At 37.8% G+C, this 14,698-nt stretch carries 11 protein-coding genes; 10 read left to right on the forward strand and 1 reads right to left on the reverse strand.

Going from position 1 to position 14,698, the window contains the following annotated elements; translation table 11 throughout:
* Position 1: 1 nt before the first annotated feature.
* Entirely contained in the window at positions 2-1,351 is a 1,350-nt protein-coding gene (locus C9J34_RS06110; protein ID WP_107838980.1) for an MATE family efflux transporter, read from the reverse strand.
* Positions 1,352-1,539: 188 nt separating this feature from the next.
* On the opposite strand from C9J34_RS06110, the gene C9J34_RS06115 reads away from it, so the two are divergent.
* The 10 genes from C9J34_RS06115 (at position 1,540) to C9J34_RS06160 (ending at position 14,623) form a co-directional block, all read left to right on the forward strand.
* Positions 1,540-3,732: a DNA topoisomerase III gene (locus tag C9J34_RS06115; protein ID WP_107838981.1), complete on the forward strand. Its 2,193-nt coding sequence runs from the start codon at positions 1,540-1,542 to the stop codon at positions 3,730-3,732.
* Positions 3,733-4,226: 494 nt separating this feature from the next.
* A complete protein-coding gene (locus tag C9J34_RS06120; RefSeq protein WP_193768914.1) occupies positions 4,227-5,006 on the forward strand; it encodes a putative metalloprotease CJM1_0395 family protein in 780 nt (259 codons plus the stop codon).
* A 62-nt stretch (positions 5,007-5,068) separates the two neighbouring features.
* A complete protein-coding gene (gene ybaK, locus C9J34_RS06125; RefSeq protein WP_107838983.1) occupies positions 5,069-5,554 on the forward strand; it encodes a Cys-tRNA(Pro) deacylase in 486 nt (161 codons plus the stop codon).
* Positions 5,555-5,589: 35 nt separating this feature from the next.
* Positions 5,590-6,216, forward strand: coding sequence for a YczE/YyaS/YitT family protein (locus C9J34_RS06130; RefSeq protein WP_107838994.1), 627 nt, complete (start codon positions 5,590-5,592; stop codon positions 6,214-6,216).
* A gap of 29 nt (positions 6,217-6,245) precedes the next feature.
* Positions 6,246-7,436, forward strand: coding sequence for a glycine C-acetyltransferase (locus C9J34_RS06135; RefSeq protein WP_107838984.1), 1,191 nt, complete (start codon positions 6,246-6,248; stop codon positions 7,434-7,436).
* Between the two features lie 578 nt (positions 7,437-8,014).
* The gene (locus C9J34_RS06140) at positions 8,015-9,064 is read left to right on the forward strand and encodes a hypothetical protein (RefSeq protein ID WP_238600581.1); all 1,050 of its coding nucleotides are present in this window, start codon (positions 8,015-8,017) and stop codon (positions 9,062-9,064) included.
* Positions 9,039-9,896, forward strand: a complete 858-nt coding sequence (locus C9J34_RS06145; protein ID WP_107838986.1) for a diguanylate cyclase domain-containing protein — start codon at positions 9,039-9,041, stop codon at positions 9,894-9,896. Before C9J34_RS06140 ends, C9J34_RS06145 begins: the two co-directional genes overlap by 26 nt.
* Positions 9,886-11,319, forward strand: coding sequence for a DUF2334 domain-containing protein (locus tag C9J34_RS06150; protein ID WP_107838987.1), 1,434 nt, complete (start codon positions 9,886-9,888; stop codon positions 11,317-11,319). The genes C9J34_RS06145 and C9J34_RS06150 overlap by 11 nt, the downstream gene beginning before the upstream one ends.
* Positions 11,312-12,571, forward strand: a complete 1,260-nt coding sequence (locus C9J34_RS06155) for a glycosyltransferase family 2 protein (protein ID WP_107838988.1) — start codon at positions 11,312-11,314, stop codon at positions 12,569-12,571. Before C9J34_RS06150 ends, C9J34_RS06155 begins: the two co-directional genes overlap by 8 nt.
* A 15-nt stretch (positions 12,572-12,586) precedes the next feature.
* Positions 12,587-14,623: a cellulose biosynthesis cyclic di-GMP-binding regulatory protein BcsB gene (locus C9J34_RS06160; RefSeq protein WP_107838989.1), complete on the forward strand. Its 2,037-nt coding sequence runs from the start codon at positions 12,587-12,589 to the stop codon at positions 14,621-14,623.
* Positions 14,624-14,698: the final 75 nt, after the last annotated feature.

Genomic DNA, 14,698 nt, shown 5'->3' on the forward strand with positions numbered 1-14,698 from the left:
TTTATTCTGTTTTCGCAGACACGATAGCATAACGCTCCCATTTGCGACTTTTCCAGCGTATCAATACAAGAATTGCACGTAGCCATTCATCTGCCGCAATTGCTAACCATACGCCGACTAATCCCATATCGAAAACGAAGACGAATAAATAGCCGAGGGGTAAGCTCATGCAAATCATTGAAATAAAGCCGATTTTCACAGGGAATCGTGCATCACCTGAAGCACGCAATGCATTAATGATTGTAATATTAATCGTGCGTCCTGTTTCCAGTAAAATACTTAATAGCAAGACAGCAGAAGCAATCGCAATGATTTCAGGGTCTTTTGTAAATAACTTAACTAATGGCTCACGGAAAATCATTACGACTGTGACCATGACAAGTGTAAAGATTAAAGCCGTTTTGACACTAAACCACCCGCGTTTATAGGCGATTTCCTGTTCACCCGCTCCTACATGTCGACCAATTAAAATCGCTGTTCCCATTCCGATAGCCATTGCAAATAAATAAGTAAACATGGAAATATTGACGACATATTGACGAGCAGCGAGAGAGGCCGCCCCTATATACGTAACGTAGTATAAGAAAACGATTTGTGCTGTTTGATACAGGACTTGTTCTAACGCAGAAGGAATACCAATTTGTAAAATCTTCTTAATATAATCTTTTGAAAAAGTATAGTAATATTGTAATTTTACACGTACCTCAAGTGCTTGATAGAGTAGCCAGAAGAACACAACTGCGGCGAGCGCTCGACTAATAACAGAAGAAATGGCTGCACCTTCAACGCCCATTGCTGGCGCCCCGAATTTTCCGAAAATCAAAATATAGTTCAAAATTAAGTGAATGACGTTCATCCCTAATGAAACGTACATCGTTTGCTGTGTCCAACCGTTCACACGAATAACAGCAGAAAGTGAATTAATTAACGCTTGTAAGAAAATAAAGCCTCCTACAATGCCAAGGTAGCTTTGTGCAAATTGCAGGACATCCCCTTGTAAATTCATTACCTTCATTATATTGTTGGAAAACAAGATGAAGAGAATGCTCATCACGATACCGACGCACAAATTAAGCGAGACGGACAATGCTGAAATTTTAGAAGCTTCCTTATATCGTTTCGAGCCTAAATATTGAGAAACAACGATTGCTGCACCAGAGCCAATAACACCTAATATTAAAATAGCAATTTGAATATATTGGTTTGCTGCTCCAACACCAGCTACGGCATCATCGGAAACCGCACTCAGCATCAACGTATCTGCAAGCCCCATTAGCATAAATAAAAATAATTCTAAAAAGAGTGGCCATGTTAATTGAAATAGGCCAAGCTCTTTTGTTTTCTTTGCCATAAAAAGCCTCTTTTCTTTCCAATATCAAAACAAAAAGTATCGTACCATATTCTTTATCGAAAGTCGCTAATTTTATTTCGAGAGGCGAAAAGAAATCGTTTTCAAATAACGAGGGTGCACACATTCACCATAATTAAGGCGAAATCTATGGTATAGTAACGATACAAGAACAAAAGGAGCGTAACGAAATGGCAAAGAGTTTAGTATTAGCAGAAAAACCTTCAGTAGCGCGCGATATTGCAAATGTGCTGAAGTGTCATAAAAAGGGCAATGGCTTTTTAGAGGGCGATAAATATATCGTGACATGGGCTTTAGGACATTTAGTCACATTAGCTGACCCAGAAAGCTATGATGTTAAATATAAAACATGGAATTTAGAGGATTTACCGATGCTGCCAGAGCGTCTAAAGTTAACCGTTATTAAACAATCAAGCAAGCAATTTCATGCGGTGAAATCACAGCTAAGCCGCAGCGATGTGAATGAAGTCATTATCGCGACAGATGCGGGACGTGAAGGAGAGCTTGTGGCACGCTGGATATTAGCAAAGGCACAAATTAACAAGCCAGTAAAGCGTTTATGGATTTCTTCTGTAACAGATAAAGCAATTAAAGAAGGCTTTGCCAATTTAAAGCCAGGCAAGCAATATGAAAATTTATATTATGCAGCGATTGCACGCTCTGAGGCGGATTGGTATCTTGGTTTAAATGCAACGCGTGCATTAACGGCGAAGCATAATGCACAATTGAACTGTGGGCGTGTGCAAACACCGACAGTAGCAATGATTGCGGCACGTGAGGACGAAATTAAAAATTTTAAAGCACAAACGTATTATGGCATCGAGGCACAAACGGATTCAATTAAATTAACATGGCAAGATACGAATGGGAATAGCCGTAGCTTTAATAAGGAAAAAATCGATGGCATTATTAAACAGCTAGGCCGTCAAGATGCCAAGGTTATTAATGTGGAGCGCAAGGCGAAGAAATCATTTGCGCCAGCACTTTACGATTTAACAGAGCTACAACGCGATGCCAATAAGCTTTTCGGTTATTCAGCAAAAGAAACATTAAACATTATGCAAAAGCTTTATGAATCGCATAAAGTGCTAACATATCCACGTACAGATTCGCGCTATTTATCAGCGGATATTGTTGGTACATTGCAGGAGCGCTTAAAAGCATGTGCTGTAGGGGATTACCGTACAATTGCTAATAAAATAGCAGCAAAGCCAATTAAAGCGTCGAAAGCTTTTGTGGATGATAGCAAAGTAAGCGATCACCATGCGATCATTCCAACTGAGGCATATGTCAATTTATCGGCATTTTCGGATAAGGAGCGTAAAATTTACAATTTAGTTGTGAAGCGTTTCCTAGCGGTTCTATTACCTGCACATGAATACGAGCAATTAACGGTACAAGCTGAAATTGCAGGTGAGAAATTCATTGCAAAAGGCAAAACGGTACTAAGTGCAGGCTGGAAGGAAGTATATGAAAATCGCTTTGATGATGAAGATACAAATGACGATGTAAAGGAGCAGCTGTTACCGCGACTTGATAAAGGTGATGTGTTAAAAACGCGCTTAATTGCTGGCACATCTGGTCAAACGAAGCCGCCTGCTCGCTTCACAGAGGCAACATTATTATCAGCGATGGAAAATCCGACGAAATATTTAGAAACGACAGATAAGCGCTTAGCGGATACGTTAAAATCAACGGGGGGACTTGGTACTGTTGCGACACGTGCTGATATTATTGATAAGCTTTTCAACTCGTTTATGATTGAAAAGCGTGGCGGCAAAGATATTTTCATTACATCAAAAGGACGTCAATTGCTCGATTTAGCACCAGAGGAATTGCGCTCACCAGCAACAACAGCAGAGTGGGAACAAAAGCTGGAATTAATCGCGAAAGGTAAGCTGAAAAAGGATGCCTTTATTCATGAAATGAAGGAGCATACGAAAGCAATCGTAGCGGATATTAAAAATAGCGACAAAAAATATAAGCATGACAATATTTCCACAAAAACTTGCCCTGACTGTGGTAAGCCAATGCTTGAAGTGAATGGTAAAAAGGGTAAAATGCTTGTTTGTCAAGATCGTGAATGTGGCCATCGTAAAAATGTGTCGCGTACAACAAATGCGCGTTGTCCACAATGTAAGAAAAAGCTTGAGCTACGTGGCGAGGGCGAAGGTCAAATTTTCGTTTGTAAATGTGGCTACCGCGAAAAGCTATCGGCTTTTGAGGCACGTCGTAAAAAAGAAGGCTCTGGCAAAGTCGACAAACGTTCTGTTCAAAAGTATATGAAGCAGCAGGAAAAAGAGGCTGAACCATTGAATAATGCATTTGCAGCATTATTGAAGGGTTTTGATGTAGAGAAATAATAGGAAATTTAAGTAGCTGTCGGAAAGTATAGACTTCCGACGGCTATTTATGTTTTTACTCTGTATTAATGGACAGTAATGTTTAATGTACCGAAAGCGAAGCGATAGATACAGATACAAGATACCCACTTTAAGGTTTGAGAAAAACAAAAAGGATAGATGGACGAAAATTGTTTGTAAAAGCCCGATTCGTTCAACTAATAATCAGTGGAGATAAGGAAAACTCCACCGATTGAAGTTTCCCGTTATTAAAATATAAAGGTCACTTGATTTTAAGGCTTTTTGATAACGCCTCCTATTTGCATAATGAAAATCTAGCTTTTAAAAAGCTAATTCTAAAGATTAACTTTAAATTTTATCAAAGTAATATGACTAAAGGATTATTTGATTCTTTGTAAATGAAAAAAATCACTAGTATCTGATATAATGGGCTTAATAAAAAACGAAAAAGAACAAAAAAGGGAGAGGTGAAATTTATGAGGATTGCTAGCTTGATGCAGAGCAGTACACTGGACTTCGAAAACCGTAAAAAGGCATTACAGCGCAAAGAGATGGGCGAGGCATATAAAAGGACAGCACAGTTTGCAAAGGCAAGTCAAAATCCGATGCTAGCTGCGCTAGAAAATTTATTGTCTGGTAAAACAGAGAAAGATTTGCTCGAGGCAGATACAAAAACAAAAAGTACACAGCAAGAAAAGCTGGAGACGTCAGAAGCAAAAGCACATTTGCGTCAACTGCAAATGACAGAGGACGAAGTGAAGGTGCATGAGCAGGCACATAAAGCGGCAGGATCAAGTGTGACAGGGCCTGTTTCGTATACGTATACGAAAGGTCCAGATAATCAGCTTTATGTAAGTGGTGGCGAAGTATCGATTCAAGCACCTGTATCTGGCTCGGATGAGGAAACGATTAAAATATTAGAGCAAGTGCGTAAGGCGGCACTAGCACCAGCACAGCCATCGCCACAAGATTTACGCGTAGCAGCAAGTGCTACAGCGCAAATTCAGCAAGTACAAACTGGACATGGCGAAGAGATGGAGTCACAAGAAGAGCCACCATTTGTCAATGAAGATTTAACATTTGATGTACCAGAGCGCTTCAGAAACGATGGTGAGCGAGATGCGACAGCGCCAACTATTTTTGGAAAAGAATTAGAGAATTTAATTACACAGCGCGCTTTTAATAAAGCAAAAATGCAATACCAAAGCCATATTGAGATGGTGAGAAATGGTTATGGTATCGCGGCAGAGCCAGTATTCTCGAAAATTGCGTAAATGGGGAAGTTGTTCTAGTATTATGGCTAGAACAACTTTTTTTGTACATGGGGGGACATAAATTGGCAAAGAAGGCTGCTAAAACGAATGCGATTCGAATTATTGAACAGCAAAAAATCCCGTATGAAGTATTGGAATATACAGTGGCGGCTGACGGAGCCGTAGATGGTGTGACAGTAGCGCATAAAACGAATCAAAAGGTAGAGACGGTGTTTAAAACACTTATTGCTACAAATGGTAAAGGGCAATTTTATGTTTTTGTTATTCCAGTAGCAAAGGAATTAGATTTAAAGGCAGCAGCCAAAATAGCAGGAGAGAAGAAAATTGAGCTGATTGCTGTGAAAGAATTGTTAGGTTTAACTGGTTATGTTCGAGGAGGATGTTCACCTGTTGGCATGAAAAAGCTTTTCCCTACATTTATTGACGCGTCAGCACAGCAATTGGAATTTATGGTTGTGAGTGCAGGGAAAATTGGTATGCAAATGAAGCTATTGCCCCAGCGCTTATTAGAAGTAGTAAAAGCGCAGTATGGTGAGCTAACGATGTAAAGTATGAAGAGGGTATAATGAAAGAAGGCAATCAGATGCGGAAAAAATTTGCATGGCAATGGACATTCTTTTTTGTTGGTCTTGCTGTCATGTCATTAGGCATTTCTTTAACGATTAAAGGAAAAGCACTAGGGACGGGTCCTTGGGACGTATTACATATTGGTTTATTTAAGCAATTCGGTTTAACAATTGGTATTTGGTCTATTTTAACGGGGCTTACTATTGTTTTAAGCACATCGTTATTTTTACGAAGACTACCGAAAATTGCAACATGGTTAAATATGCTGTTAATTGGTTCCTTTATTGATTTATTTAATTGGCTGCTCCCTTCAACATCTATTTTTATATGGGAGCTATGCTACTTTATCGCAGGATTTTTTGTGATGAGCATTGGCTGTGCATTATATATTTCAGCGAATGTTGGTGCAGGTCCACGCGATACGATTATGATGATTATTGTCGAGCAATTTGGCGGGTCAGTGCGTTTAGCGAGGACGATTATGGAAGTTTTTGCGGCATCTGTCGGCTGGCTGCTTGGTGGTCCTGTTGGTGTTGGGACCGTGATACTCGCGCTAGGCTCTGGACAGATTATTCAATGGGCATTGCCATTCTTTAGAAAGCAATTAGCGCAATTGATTGGTGAGCCAAATATGTTAAAATGAACTTACATTACACGAAGGGATGAAGTGCTTTGTCAAAAATATTAGATACATTTTTAGAAGAAAACTTACAAGTGTTGCATGAGCAAGGTTTATACAATGAAATCGACCCTGTAGAAGGTGCGAATGGTCCTATTATTAAAGTGCGTGGCAAAAATTTAATCAATTTATCATCGAATAACTATTTAGGTTTAGCAACGAATGATGAATTGAAGGAAGTAGCGAAGAAAACAATTGAAGTATATGGCGTAGGGGCAGGAGCTGTTCGTACGATTAACGGTACGCTTGATCTGCACGTGAAGTTAGAAGAAAAACTAGCAGAATTTAAAGGAACAGAAGCAGCTATTTCTTATCAATCAGGCTTTAACTGTAATATGGCCGCCATTTCTGCTGTAATGGATAAAAACGATGCCATTTTATCAGATCAATTAAATCACGCTTCCATTATTGATGGTTGTCGTTTATCAAAAGCGAAAATTATTGCATACAATCACTCAGATATGGATGATTTACGCACAAAAGCAAAAGCAGCGAAAGAATCAGGTCTTTACAATAAAATTATGGTTATTACAGACGGTGTATTCTCAATGGATGGCGATATTGCAAAGTTGCCAGAAATCGTTGAGATTGCCAAGGAATTTGACTTAATTACGTATGTGGACGATGCACACGGCTCTGGTGTAACAGGTAAAGGAAAAGGAACAGTGAAGCATTTCGGCTTGGAAAATGAAATTGACTTCCAAATTGGTACATTATCAAAAGCGATCGGAGTTGTTGGTGGCTACGTAGCAGGGAAGAAGCAGCTAATCGATTGGTTAAAAGTGCGTTCACGTCCATTTTTATTCTCAACAGCATTACCGCCAGTAGATGTTGCAGCGATTACGCGCGCAGTACAAATGATTATTGACTCAACAGAGCTACACGATAAGCTGTGGGAAAATGGCGATTACTTGAAAAAAGGTTTATCCGATTTAGGCTTTAATATCGGTGCATCTGAAACACCGATTACACCATGTATTATTGGTGATGAAAAATTAACACAAGAGTTCTCAAAGCGCCTATTTGAAGAAGGTGTTTATGCGAAATCTATCGTTTTCCCAACAGTACCAAAAGGAACTGGTCGTGTGCGTAACATGCCAACTGCAGCACATACGAAGGAAATGTTGGATGATGCATTAGCTATTTATGCAAAAGTAGGTCGTGAGTTAGGAGTCATTCAATAGAATACAGCATTACTGGATAGTTAGCTGATCATTCTTTTTATTTTCTCAGATTGCTTTAGATATAAGATTGAATATAATAACTAAAAAAACAAAAACTATTATGAAGTAATTTTGATTCATAATAGTTTTGTTTTTTTAGAAGGCATACTATCCGTACAAAATAATTATCCATTCATAATGAGACAAAGTAAACCATTCATCTCTCCTCCGACTGATGTTTAGGTTTTTACAAGGTGCCCACTAACTATTTGAAGTACCTGTCGCTACGCTTTCGCACAGAAAAGGTTGCTTTCACAACAGAAAAACATGTGCTGTCGTGCAAAAAACATATATTTATTGGTAATAAAATTTAAATAATTAAAATATTTCCTGTTTGGAATGATACAAATGGGAATCTTTAGACCTGTATTTTTTTATTTTAAATTTTTATATATAATAAATAGAGTCCTTTGACTTATTTTTAATGGCGTAATATAGATGTTTATTTATTATTCATATTAAATAAAAGAAGAATGTATAGTTTTTGTTTAATATAGAACATTACACTAATAGAGAGATGGTTGATGATGAGGTGGATCTTGAATTGTAGTTTAGTTTTAACGATTTTTTTATTAACAAGTTGTGCGGTGCCGCAAAAGATAGAAAATAAGCCACCACTGTCATCTACTGAGCAATTTGTCGTGGAGCAATTAATGACCGAGGAGCATCTATTGCAAACAGATTTGCAACAGCAGAAGGATATATTTTTATCTGAATCAGTCGGTTTATGGTTAACTTATTTAGGGAAAAAAGGGGATATAGGCAGATTTCAAGAGCAGGTAGAGGTATTAGAGAAGTATTTTATAAAAAATCAATTTATTATTTGGCGTATCGATGGTCAACAGGCATCAACTGTCAATGCATTCATTGATGACTTACGTATTATTCATGCATTGCTAGAGGCTGGAGAGCAATGGGAAATGCCACAATATATTCGGTTGGCAAAGAAGCTTGGAGAGCCACTTGTACAGCAAGGAATGCGTGAAGGTATTTTCGTTGATTTTGTTGATATTTATTCCTTTGAAAAGGCTAATACAATTACGTTAAGTTATATTATGCCTGAGGCGTTAAATAAAATGGTGCAATATGACATTTTGTCAGAGCAACAAATGCAACAGCAAGTGAATGTTTTGCAAAATGCGACACCTACTTCAAGCGGCTTTTATCCAAAGTCCTATGACGTCGTAACGAAAAAATATGCCTATGATCAGGAACTGCATATGATTGATCAATTGTATACGGCGTTTAATAAGTTACAGTTAGGCGAATCGACAGAAATGTTTACGACATGGCTACTTCAATTATATGAAAGAGATGGTCGGATATATGGTCGCTATGATGCCGAGACTAATTTGCCATCAGTTACTTTTGATTCACCTGCTGTTTATGCGCTTGCGACAAGTTATATGCTGGGACTTGGGAATGAAGAAATGGCGAAGCGATTTTTTGAGCAAATGAATGCTTTAAAAAATAATAAGGAAACGGGATATATTGATGTTAAAACAAGTGCAACACATGTATTTGATAATTTAATGCCGTTAGTAACAGAGAGGGAGATGGATTATGCGAATAACGACAAAGGGAACTAAATCCATGTTATTATATGGCACGTTGCTATTGTTGCTTATGCAGATTCCTTTGTTTGTCTTATTTGATAAAGGAAGAGAGGGACAAATACTTTATTTATTTTTAGTGGTCCTCGTTATTTTAACTATATGGAAAGGCGCAATTACCGGATTAATTAGTAGCCTCATCCTTATTTTCGTAAGTGGCTCCATCTTACTTTATATGAGTATAGCTGGGACAATTTCGACAATAAATGATGCTTTTTCAATACAATTATTTTTAGTTTATGGTGTCCTATTATTGGTACTTATTTTGTGTGCAGGTAAGGTGAATGAACTGCTATTATTGCAAGAACAACGTATTTCGCATTTGCAACAAAGTGTGAATCGCTTCGTAGCCATTGATGTGGAAACAGGGTTTGATAATGAAACACGCATGTATTTAACAGTAAATGAAGAAATGCGAAGAGCGAACCGATATAAACATCAGTTTATTTTCATCCTTTTGAGGCTGGAAAATTACAAGCAATTTGAGCAGCTATACGGTGTAAATGAAGTGCAGCATTTGTGGAAACAGTTAGCAGAGAAAGTGCAGCAAACAGTCCGACAAACGGACAAGAAGTTTCGCTTCGGAGACAATCAAATCGCTTTATTATTAACAGATACATCAGATGAATTTATTGATGTTGTTTATGAAAAACTAGATTATGTTTTAAAAAATCACCAATTATTGAATGGACGCTGGGTAACTTTGAGCTATAAGACGAGCTATTTCCTTTATACTTCTCAAGTGGAGCGAAGCTTTGAAGAATTATTGACGGATTTAGAAAGAGAGATGAGAACGAATGAGCTTTAAATATCGCCTTTTGATAATCCTATATATAAGCGGTGTAGCTTTTTTTCCTCATTTTGTAAAAGCTGAAGAAGCAAAGAAAGAGATTGCATTAATTTATGCGACAAGCAGTCAAGAAATAACTGAAGATGTACAAATTCTATATGAGTTACTGAGTGTGTATGCAAATACCGACATACTTGCTGCACAAGATATACAACAGGAGCTGCTTACATCATATGAGCGAATTGTGCTAGTTAATTTTTATCCAGTGGAATTGCCAAATGAAGCGATACGAGCTTTAAACAACTTTCAAGGACCGGCCGTTGTAATAGGAGATAGTGCGTTACAGCTCGATCCATTTGCAGGATGGCATGATGGGGAAAAGGTTAAACTACTAATGGTTGGCGAACAGGTGTTGACTAATCCATTGTATTGGCAAGCACCACAGCTACCGACGAATGTAGAGGTTATCCAAACGGCTAGCTCCTTTTCTACAGATTATCCATTTATCGTCAAAATACCAAATAGTAACTGGTCACATATGGCTTTATTTACAAAGGAACTTATATATGAGTGGTCGGTTACTATTAGCCAATTATTACAGCTACCTCAACCAACTAACCATGAAGCATTTATCGTACTATCAGATATTAATATGAGGACCAACGTCGACCATTTAGCAAAGTTGGTGACGACTTTAAAGGAACATGAAATACCTGTAATATTAGAAGTAGCTCCATTTGTTGATGAGAATGGAACCCAAATTTATTTAGATAATAATGAAGAGCTTGTTAGCTATTTACAAAAATTACAACAGGAAGAAGCTGTCTTTATACTAGCATCTTTTACTGAAACAGTGGAAAGAAGTTTGCATTATTTGGTGCGAAACGATATTTACCCGACATTATTGAATGGGGATAGCCAAATATTTAACCATTTAGTACAGCACCGACCATTTCGAGTTTATCCAAGTGAGCAAAATCAACAGTTCATTTTTCCATATACAGTGCGAACTGAATTGGATGGAAGTGATAATCCGCTTTATCGAATGGAGCAAACAATAGAGCAGCTGTTAAAGATACCAGGAGCCATTATAAGTTTTCAGTATCCAAGCTATTTAGAGCCAGATTATTTAATTGATATTGTTAATTTTATGCAATCACCTAATTTAAAATGGATAAATTTTGGTGAAAAAAATTTTTCGGTGTTGACGAAAAATGTCTCAATTGCACCAATAGATGAAGAAGGTCGTTTGCATACACAGCTATCCTTTTCGATTTTTGAACGTTTATCGCTATTTTTTGACAACAATCCGTTTGAGTTTGGCTTATGGATACTCGTTATCACAGTTGGACTATTTGTTGCTCTATTCTTTATTAATACATTAAGATTGCGTATCACTTTGCGTAAAAGATTGTTTGAAGAGAGGAAATACAATGGCTGATTTATTATTTTACTGTTCGCTCATTTTGATTTGGGTTATGTTACTGTACCACATGTTTTTAATGCAAGGTGGCTACTTACATTTTCGTTCATTTGAAAAGCCGATTGATAAGTGGAGTGAAAAGATGGTCGATGTACCAACGGTGAGTATTTTTATCCCTGCACACAATGAAGCTGTAGTCATTGAGCAAACTTTGCGTGCGATGTCACGTCTGCATTATCCAAAAGATAAGCTGGAAGTTATCGTAATCAATGATAACTCCTCTGATGATACAGGAATCATTGCTAGTAAGTTTGCTGAGAAATTTCCATTTATTCGGGTGATCGAAACGGTAGAGCCGAATAAGGGAAAGGGAAAATCCTCTGCACTCAATTCAGCATTAGCTGATTCAGAAAGTGAGATAGTTGTTGTATATGATGCGGATAATACACCTGAACGTATGGCGGTTTGGTATTTAGTGATGGGGCTTGTTAATGATCCAAAGGCAGCTGCTACAGTAGGTAAGTTTCGCGTTATTAATGCAGATGAAACATGGCTGACACGTTTTATTAATATTGAAACGATTTGCTTTCAATGGATGGCGCAAGGTGGACGCTGGAAATGGTTTAATATCGCAACGATTCCAGGGACGAACTTTGCAATTCGGCGTAGTGTATTAGAGGAGTTAGGTGGCTGGGATGTGAAGGCATTAGCCGAAGATACGGAGCTGACGATTCGCGTATACAATATGGGCTATCATATTCGCTTTTTCCCAAAAGCCATCACATGGGAGCAAGAGCCGGAGAATTTAAAAGTTTGGTGGAAACAGCGTACGAGATGGGCGCGCGGTAATCAATATGTTGTATTGAAGTTTTTAACACAATTTATGACGTTGAAACGTAAAAGTATTATTTTTGATTTGTTCTATTTCTTTTTCACGTATTTCTTATTTTTCTTCGGTGTCATTTTGTCGAATGGTCTTTTTATAACGAATTTATTCTTTGATATTAATTTAACGATAGGTAATATAGCCATTGTGTTGTGGATACTGGCCTTCTTGCTGTTCTTAGGGGAAGTAATGATTACGTTAAGTATTGAAAAGACTGAAATGAACAGAAAAAACTTTTTTTACGTTATTTTAATGTACTTTACGTATTCGCAAATGTGGATTGTCTTAGTTGTATGGTCATTGTTTTTAGAAATTAAGCGAGTTTTTACAGGACAAGAAGTGCAATGGTATAAAACGGAGCGTTTTGCTAAAAAAACGAAATAGGAGGTAGTATAAGTAGTGAGAAAGATTATTTATTTGGTGACGCTAGCAATCGCTTTGTTGTTTTATTCGGAGCAAGTAGTAGCGGCAACGATTGTAGTAGATAAAGAGCGCTTGCAAATCGAGGTGAATGAGGCACCGAAAAAGCCACTAGTAACAAGGTCAACTGAATTACAGGGAACGGAAGTATCAAGGGATTTTTATTATACAATAACAGAGGACATTGTTCATGATAGAACATATGAAGTAATATTTCATATTCGACACTCAAAGCTATTGATTGATCCATCTTCTTTTACGGTAAAAGTAGATGATAGTGCAGTGAAGACAATTCCGCTAAGACAAGATAAATTAAGTCAATCTGTGACTGTCCAATTGTCAAAAGAAGCTTTAACAAAAGGGACACATAAAATTACAGCGAGCTTTTATGGGATTGTTAAGGAGGGGGTTTGTGTAGCGCCAGGTAATGCAGGAAGCTGGTTACGTATTGATCCTCTTTCTTCTATTTCATTATTTGACAAGGCGGAAAAGGCTTGGACACTTGCTGATTATCCAAACGCCTTTTTAAGCTATGAAGATAGCCAGACAACATTAATTGTACCAAACCAAGCCTCATTAACGACGATAAACCAAGCTTATCAACTTGCAGCTTACTTATCAGAGCATAGTGAGCAAGATGTACGTATCGTTAAAGAATCCGATAGGGAAATAGTTAAAGGCTCAGTAATTGTAGTAGGAGGACAAGCAGAATTTAGTGAGGCATATATTCTTGATGCACTAAAGGATACCGAGGGAGCAGAAGCGACACTGCGCATTTTGACGTTAGAAAACCCAGATAGCACGTATAGTGTACCAGCATTATTTGTAACGGCCAAAGAAATAGATCATTTGCAAAAGGGTGTTACTTTATTAACAACAGAGCATCTATACAGTCAATTGGTAGGAGAAGTGTTTCAAGTAAATGACTTGCCCGTGTTAGATGAATTGCAGACATCTGAAATTACATTTGAACAATTTGGCTTTAATACACAAACATTATCAAGCCAAGTAGCAAGTACATCAACGTATTATATCGCATTGCCGCAATTACAGTCAGAGCAAGAGGCGGCATTAAAGCTTATACTGAAAAAATCTGCTACATTATCTGAGGAAATTGAGCGAGAAACAGAGTTAATCGTCATGATCAATGATGTACCACATGCAGTGGATATACAAAAGCTAAAGGAAACGTCAACAGATATATACGAGGTAACAATTCCTGTAGCAACAAATACGTTAAATAAAAGTAAGCTGACAGCTATTCAATTTGAGGTGACAGGCTTCCAATTAGAGGATCCTTGTGAAACGACAAATGAGCGCTATTGGCTATATATTGATGCAGCAAGCTCTCTTACGATACCGAAGCAAGAGGGAGCGTTGACATTTACACTTATGGATTTCCCTCGTGCCTTTTATCATAATGCATTAATTGTTGTGCCAAATGAGAAGACAGTGAGTGTAGATGAAATGGTTCAACTTTATAAATCGCTCATGATTAATGGGCAATCCGCAGAAATAAAATTAGTGCAGGAGCAAGAAATTAACGAAGAGGATCTGCAAAATTATGCGTTGATTTTTGTAGGCGCAGTGGAGGATTTTTCAATGCTTACTACGCATACAAATAGTATTCTCTACACAGAAGCCGATTTTTTAAAGCAAGGACTGCTGTATCAGGCGATGGCGGATTACGCATTTATAACGCGTAGCTTTTGGCAGGAAAATCAGCCCTTCATGCTGTTGCAAGTTGCAGATACACCACCTATGAATGCAAGCTTTTTAGAGCAGCTCCGTCAAGTCAATCAACCTGTGAATATGGTGATGCTGACAAAGGGAGGTCAGCTGATTACTGGGAAGCAAGAGCAGCAGGCAACGGAAATGAATGAGGTGGAACAAAGTAGCATTATATGGCAAGCAATTGCGGTATTTGTACTCTTTGTACTCCTTATTGTAGTCATCATATATGTATTGCTAAAGAGAAGAAAAAAACGCTATTTAACAGAAGAGAAAAATGATTAATTAAACAAAAGCTATATGAAAAGGTACATACCTTTTTATATAGCTTTTTTGGTATGTTGTCGCTCCTTTTAGGCT

The organism is Metasolibacillus meyeri (genome assembly GCF_003049505.1).
Taxonomy (GTDB): domain Bacteria; phylum Bacillota; class Bacilli; order Bacillales_A; family Planococcaceae; genus Metasolibacillus; species Metasolibacillus meyeri.

Excerpts from the sequence above, each read along its gene's own strand:
- C9J34_RS06110 (WP_107838980.1), bottom strand. The coding sequence starts at position 1,351 with ATGGCAAAGAAAACAAAAGAGCTTGGCCTATTTCAATTAACATGGCCA.
- C9J34_RS06115 (WP_107838981.1), top strand. The coding sequence starts at position 1,540 with ATGGCAAAGAGTTTAGTATTAGCAGAAAAACCTTCAGTAGCGCGCGAT.
- C9J34_RS06120 (WP_193768914.1), top strand. The coding sequence starts at position 4,227 with ATGCAGAGCAGTACACTGGACTTCGAAAACCGTAAAAAGGCATTACAG.
- C9J34_RS06130 (WP_107838994.1), top strand. The coding sequence starts at position 5,590 with ATGCGGAAAAAATTTGCATGGCAATGGACATTCTTTTTTGTTGGTCTT.
- C9J34_RS06145 (WP_107838986.1), top strand. The coding sequence starts at position 9,039 with ATGCGAATAACGACAAAGGGAACTAAATCCATGTTATTATATGGCACG.
- C9J34_RS06150 (WP_107838987.1), top strand. The coding sequence starts at position 9,886 with ATGAGCTTTAAATATCGCCTTTTGATAATCCTATATATAAGCGGTGTA.
- C9J34_RS06155 (WP_107838988.1), top strand. The coding sequence starts at position 11,312 with ATGGCTGATTTATTATTTTACTGTTCGCTCATTTTGATTTGGGTTATG.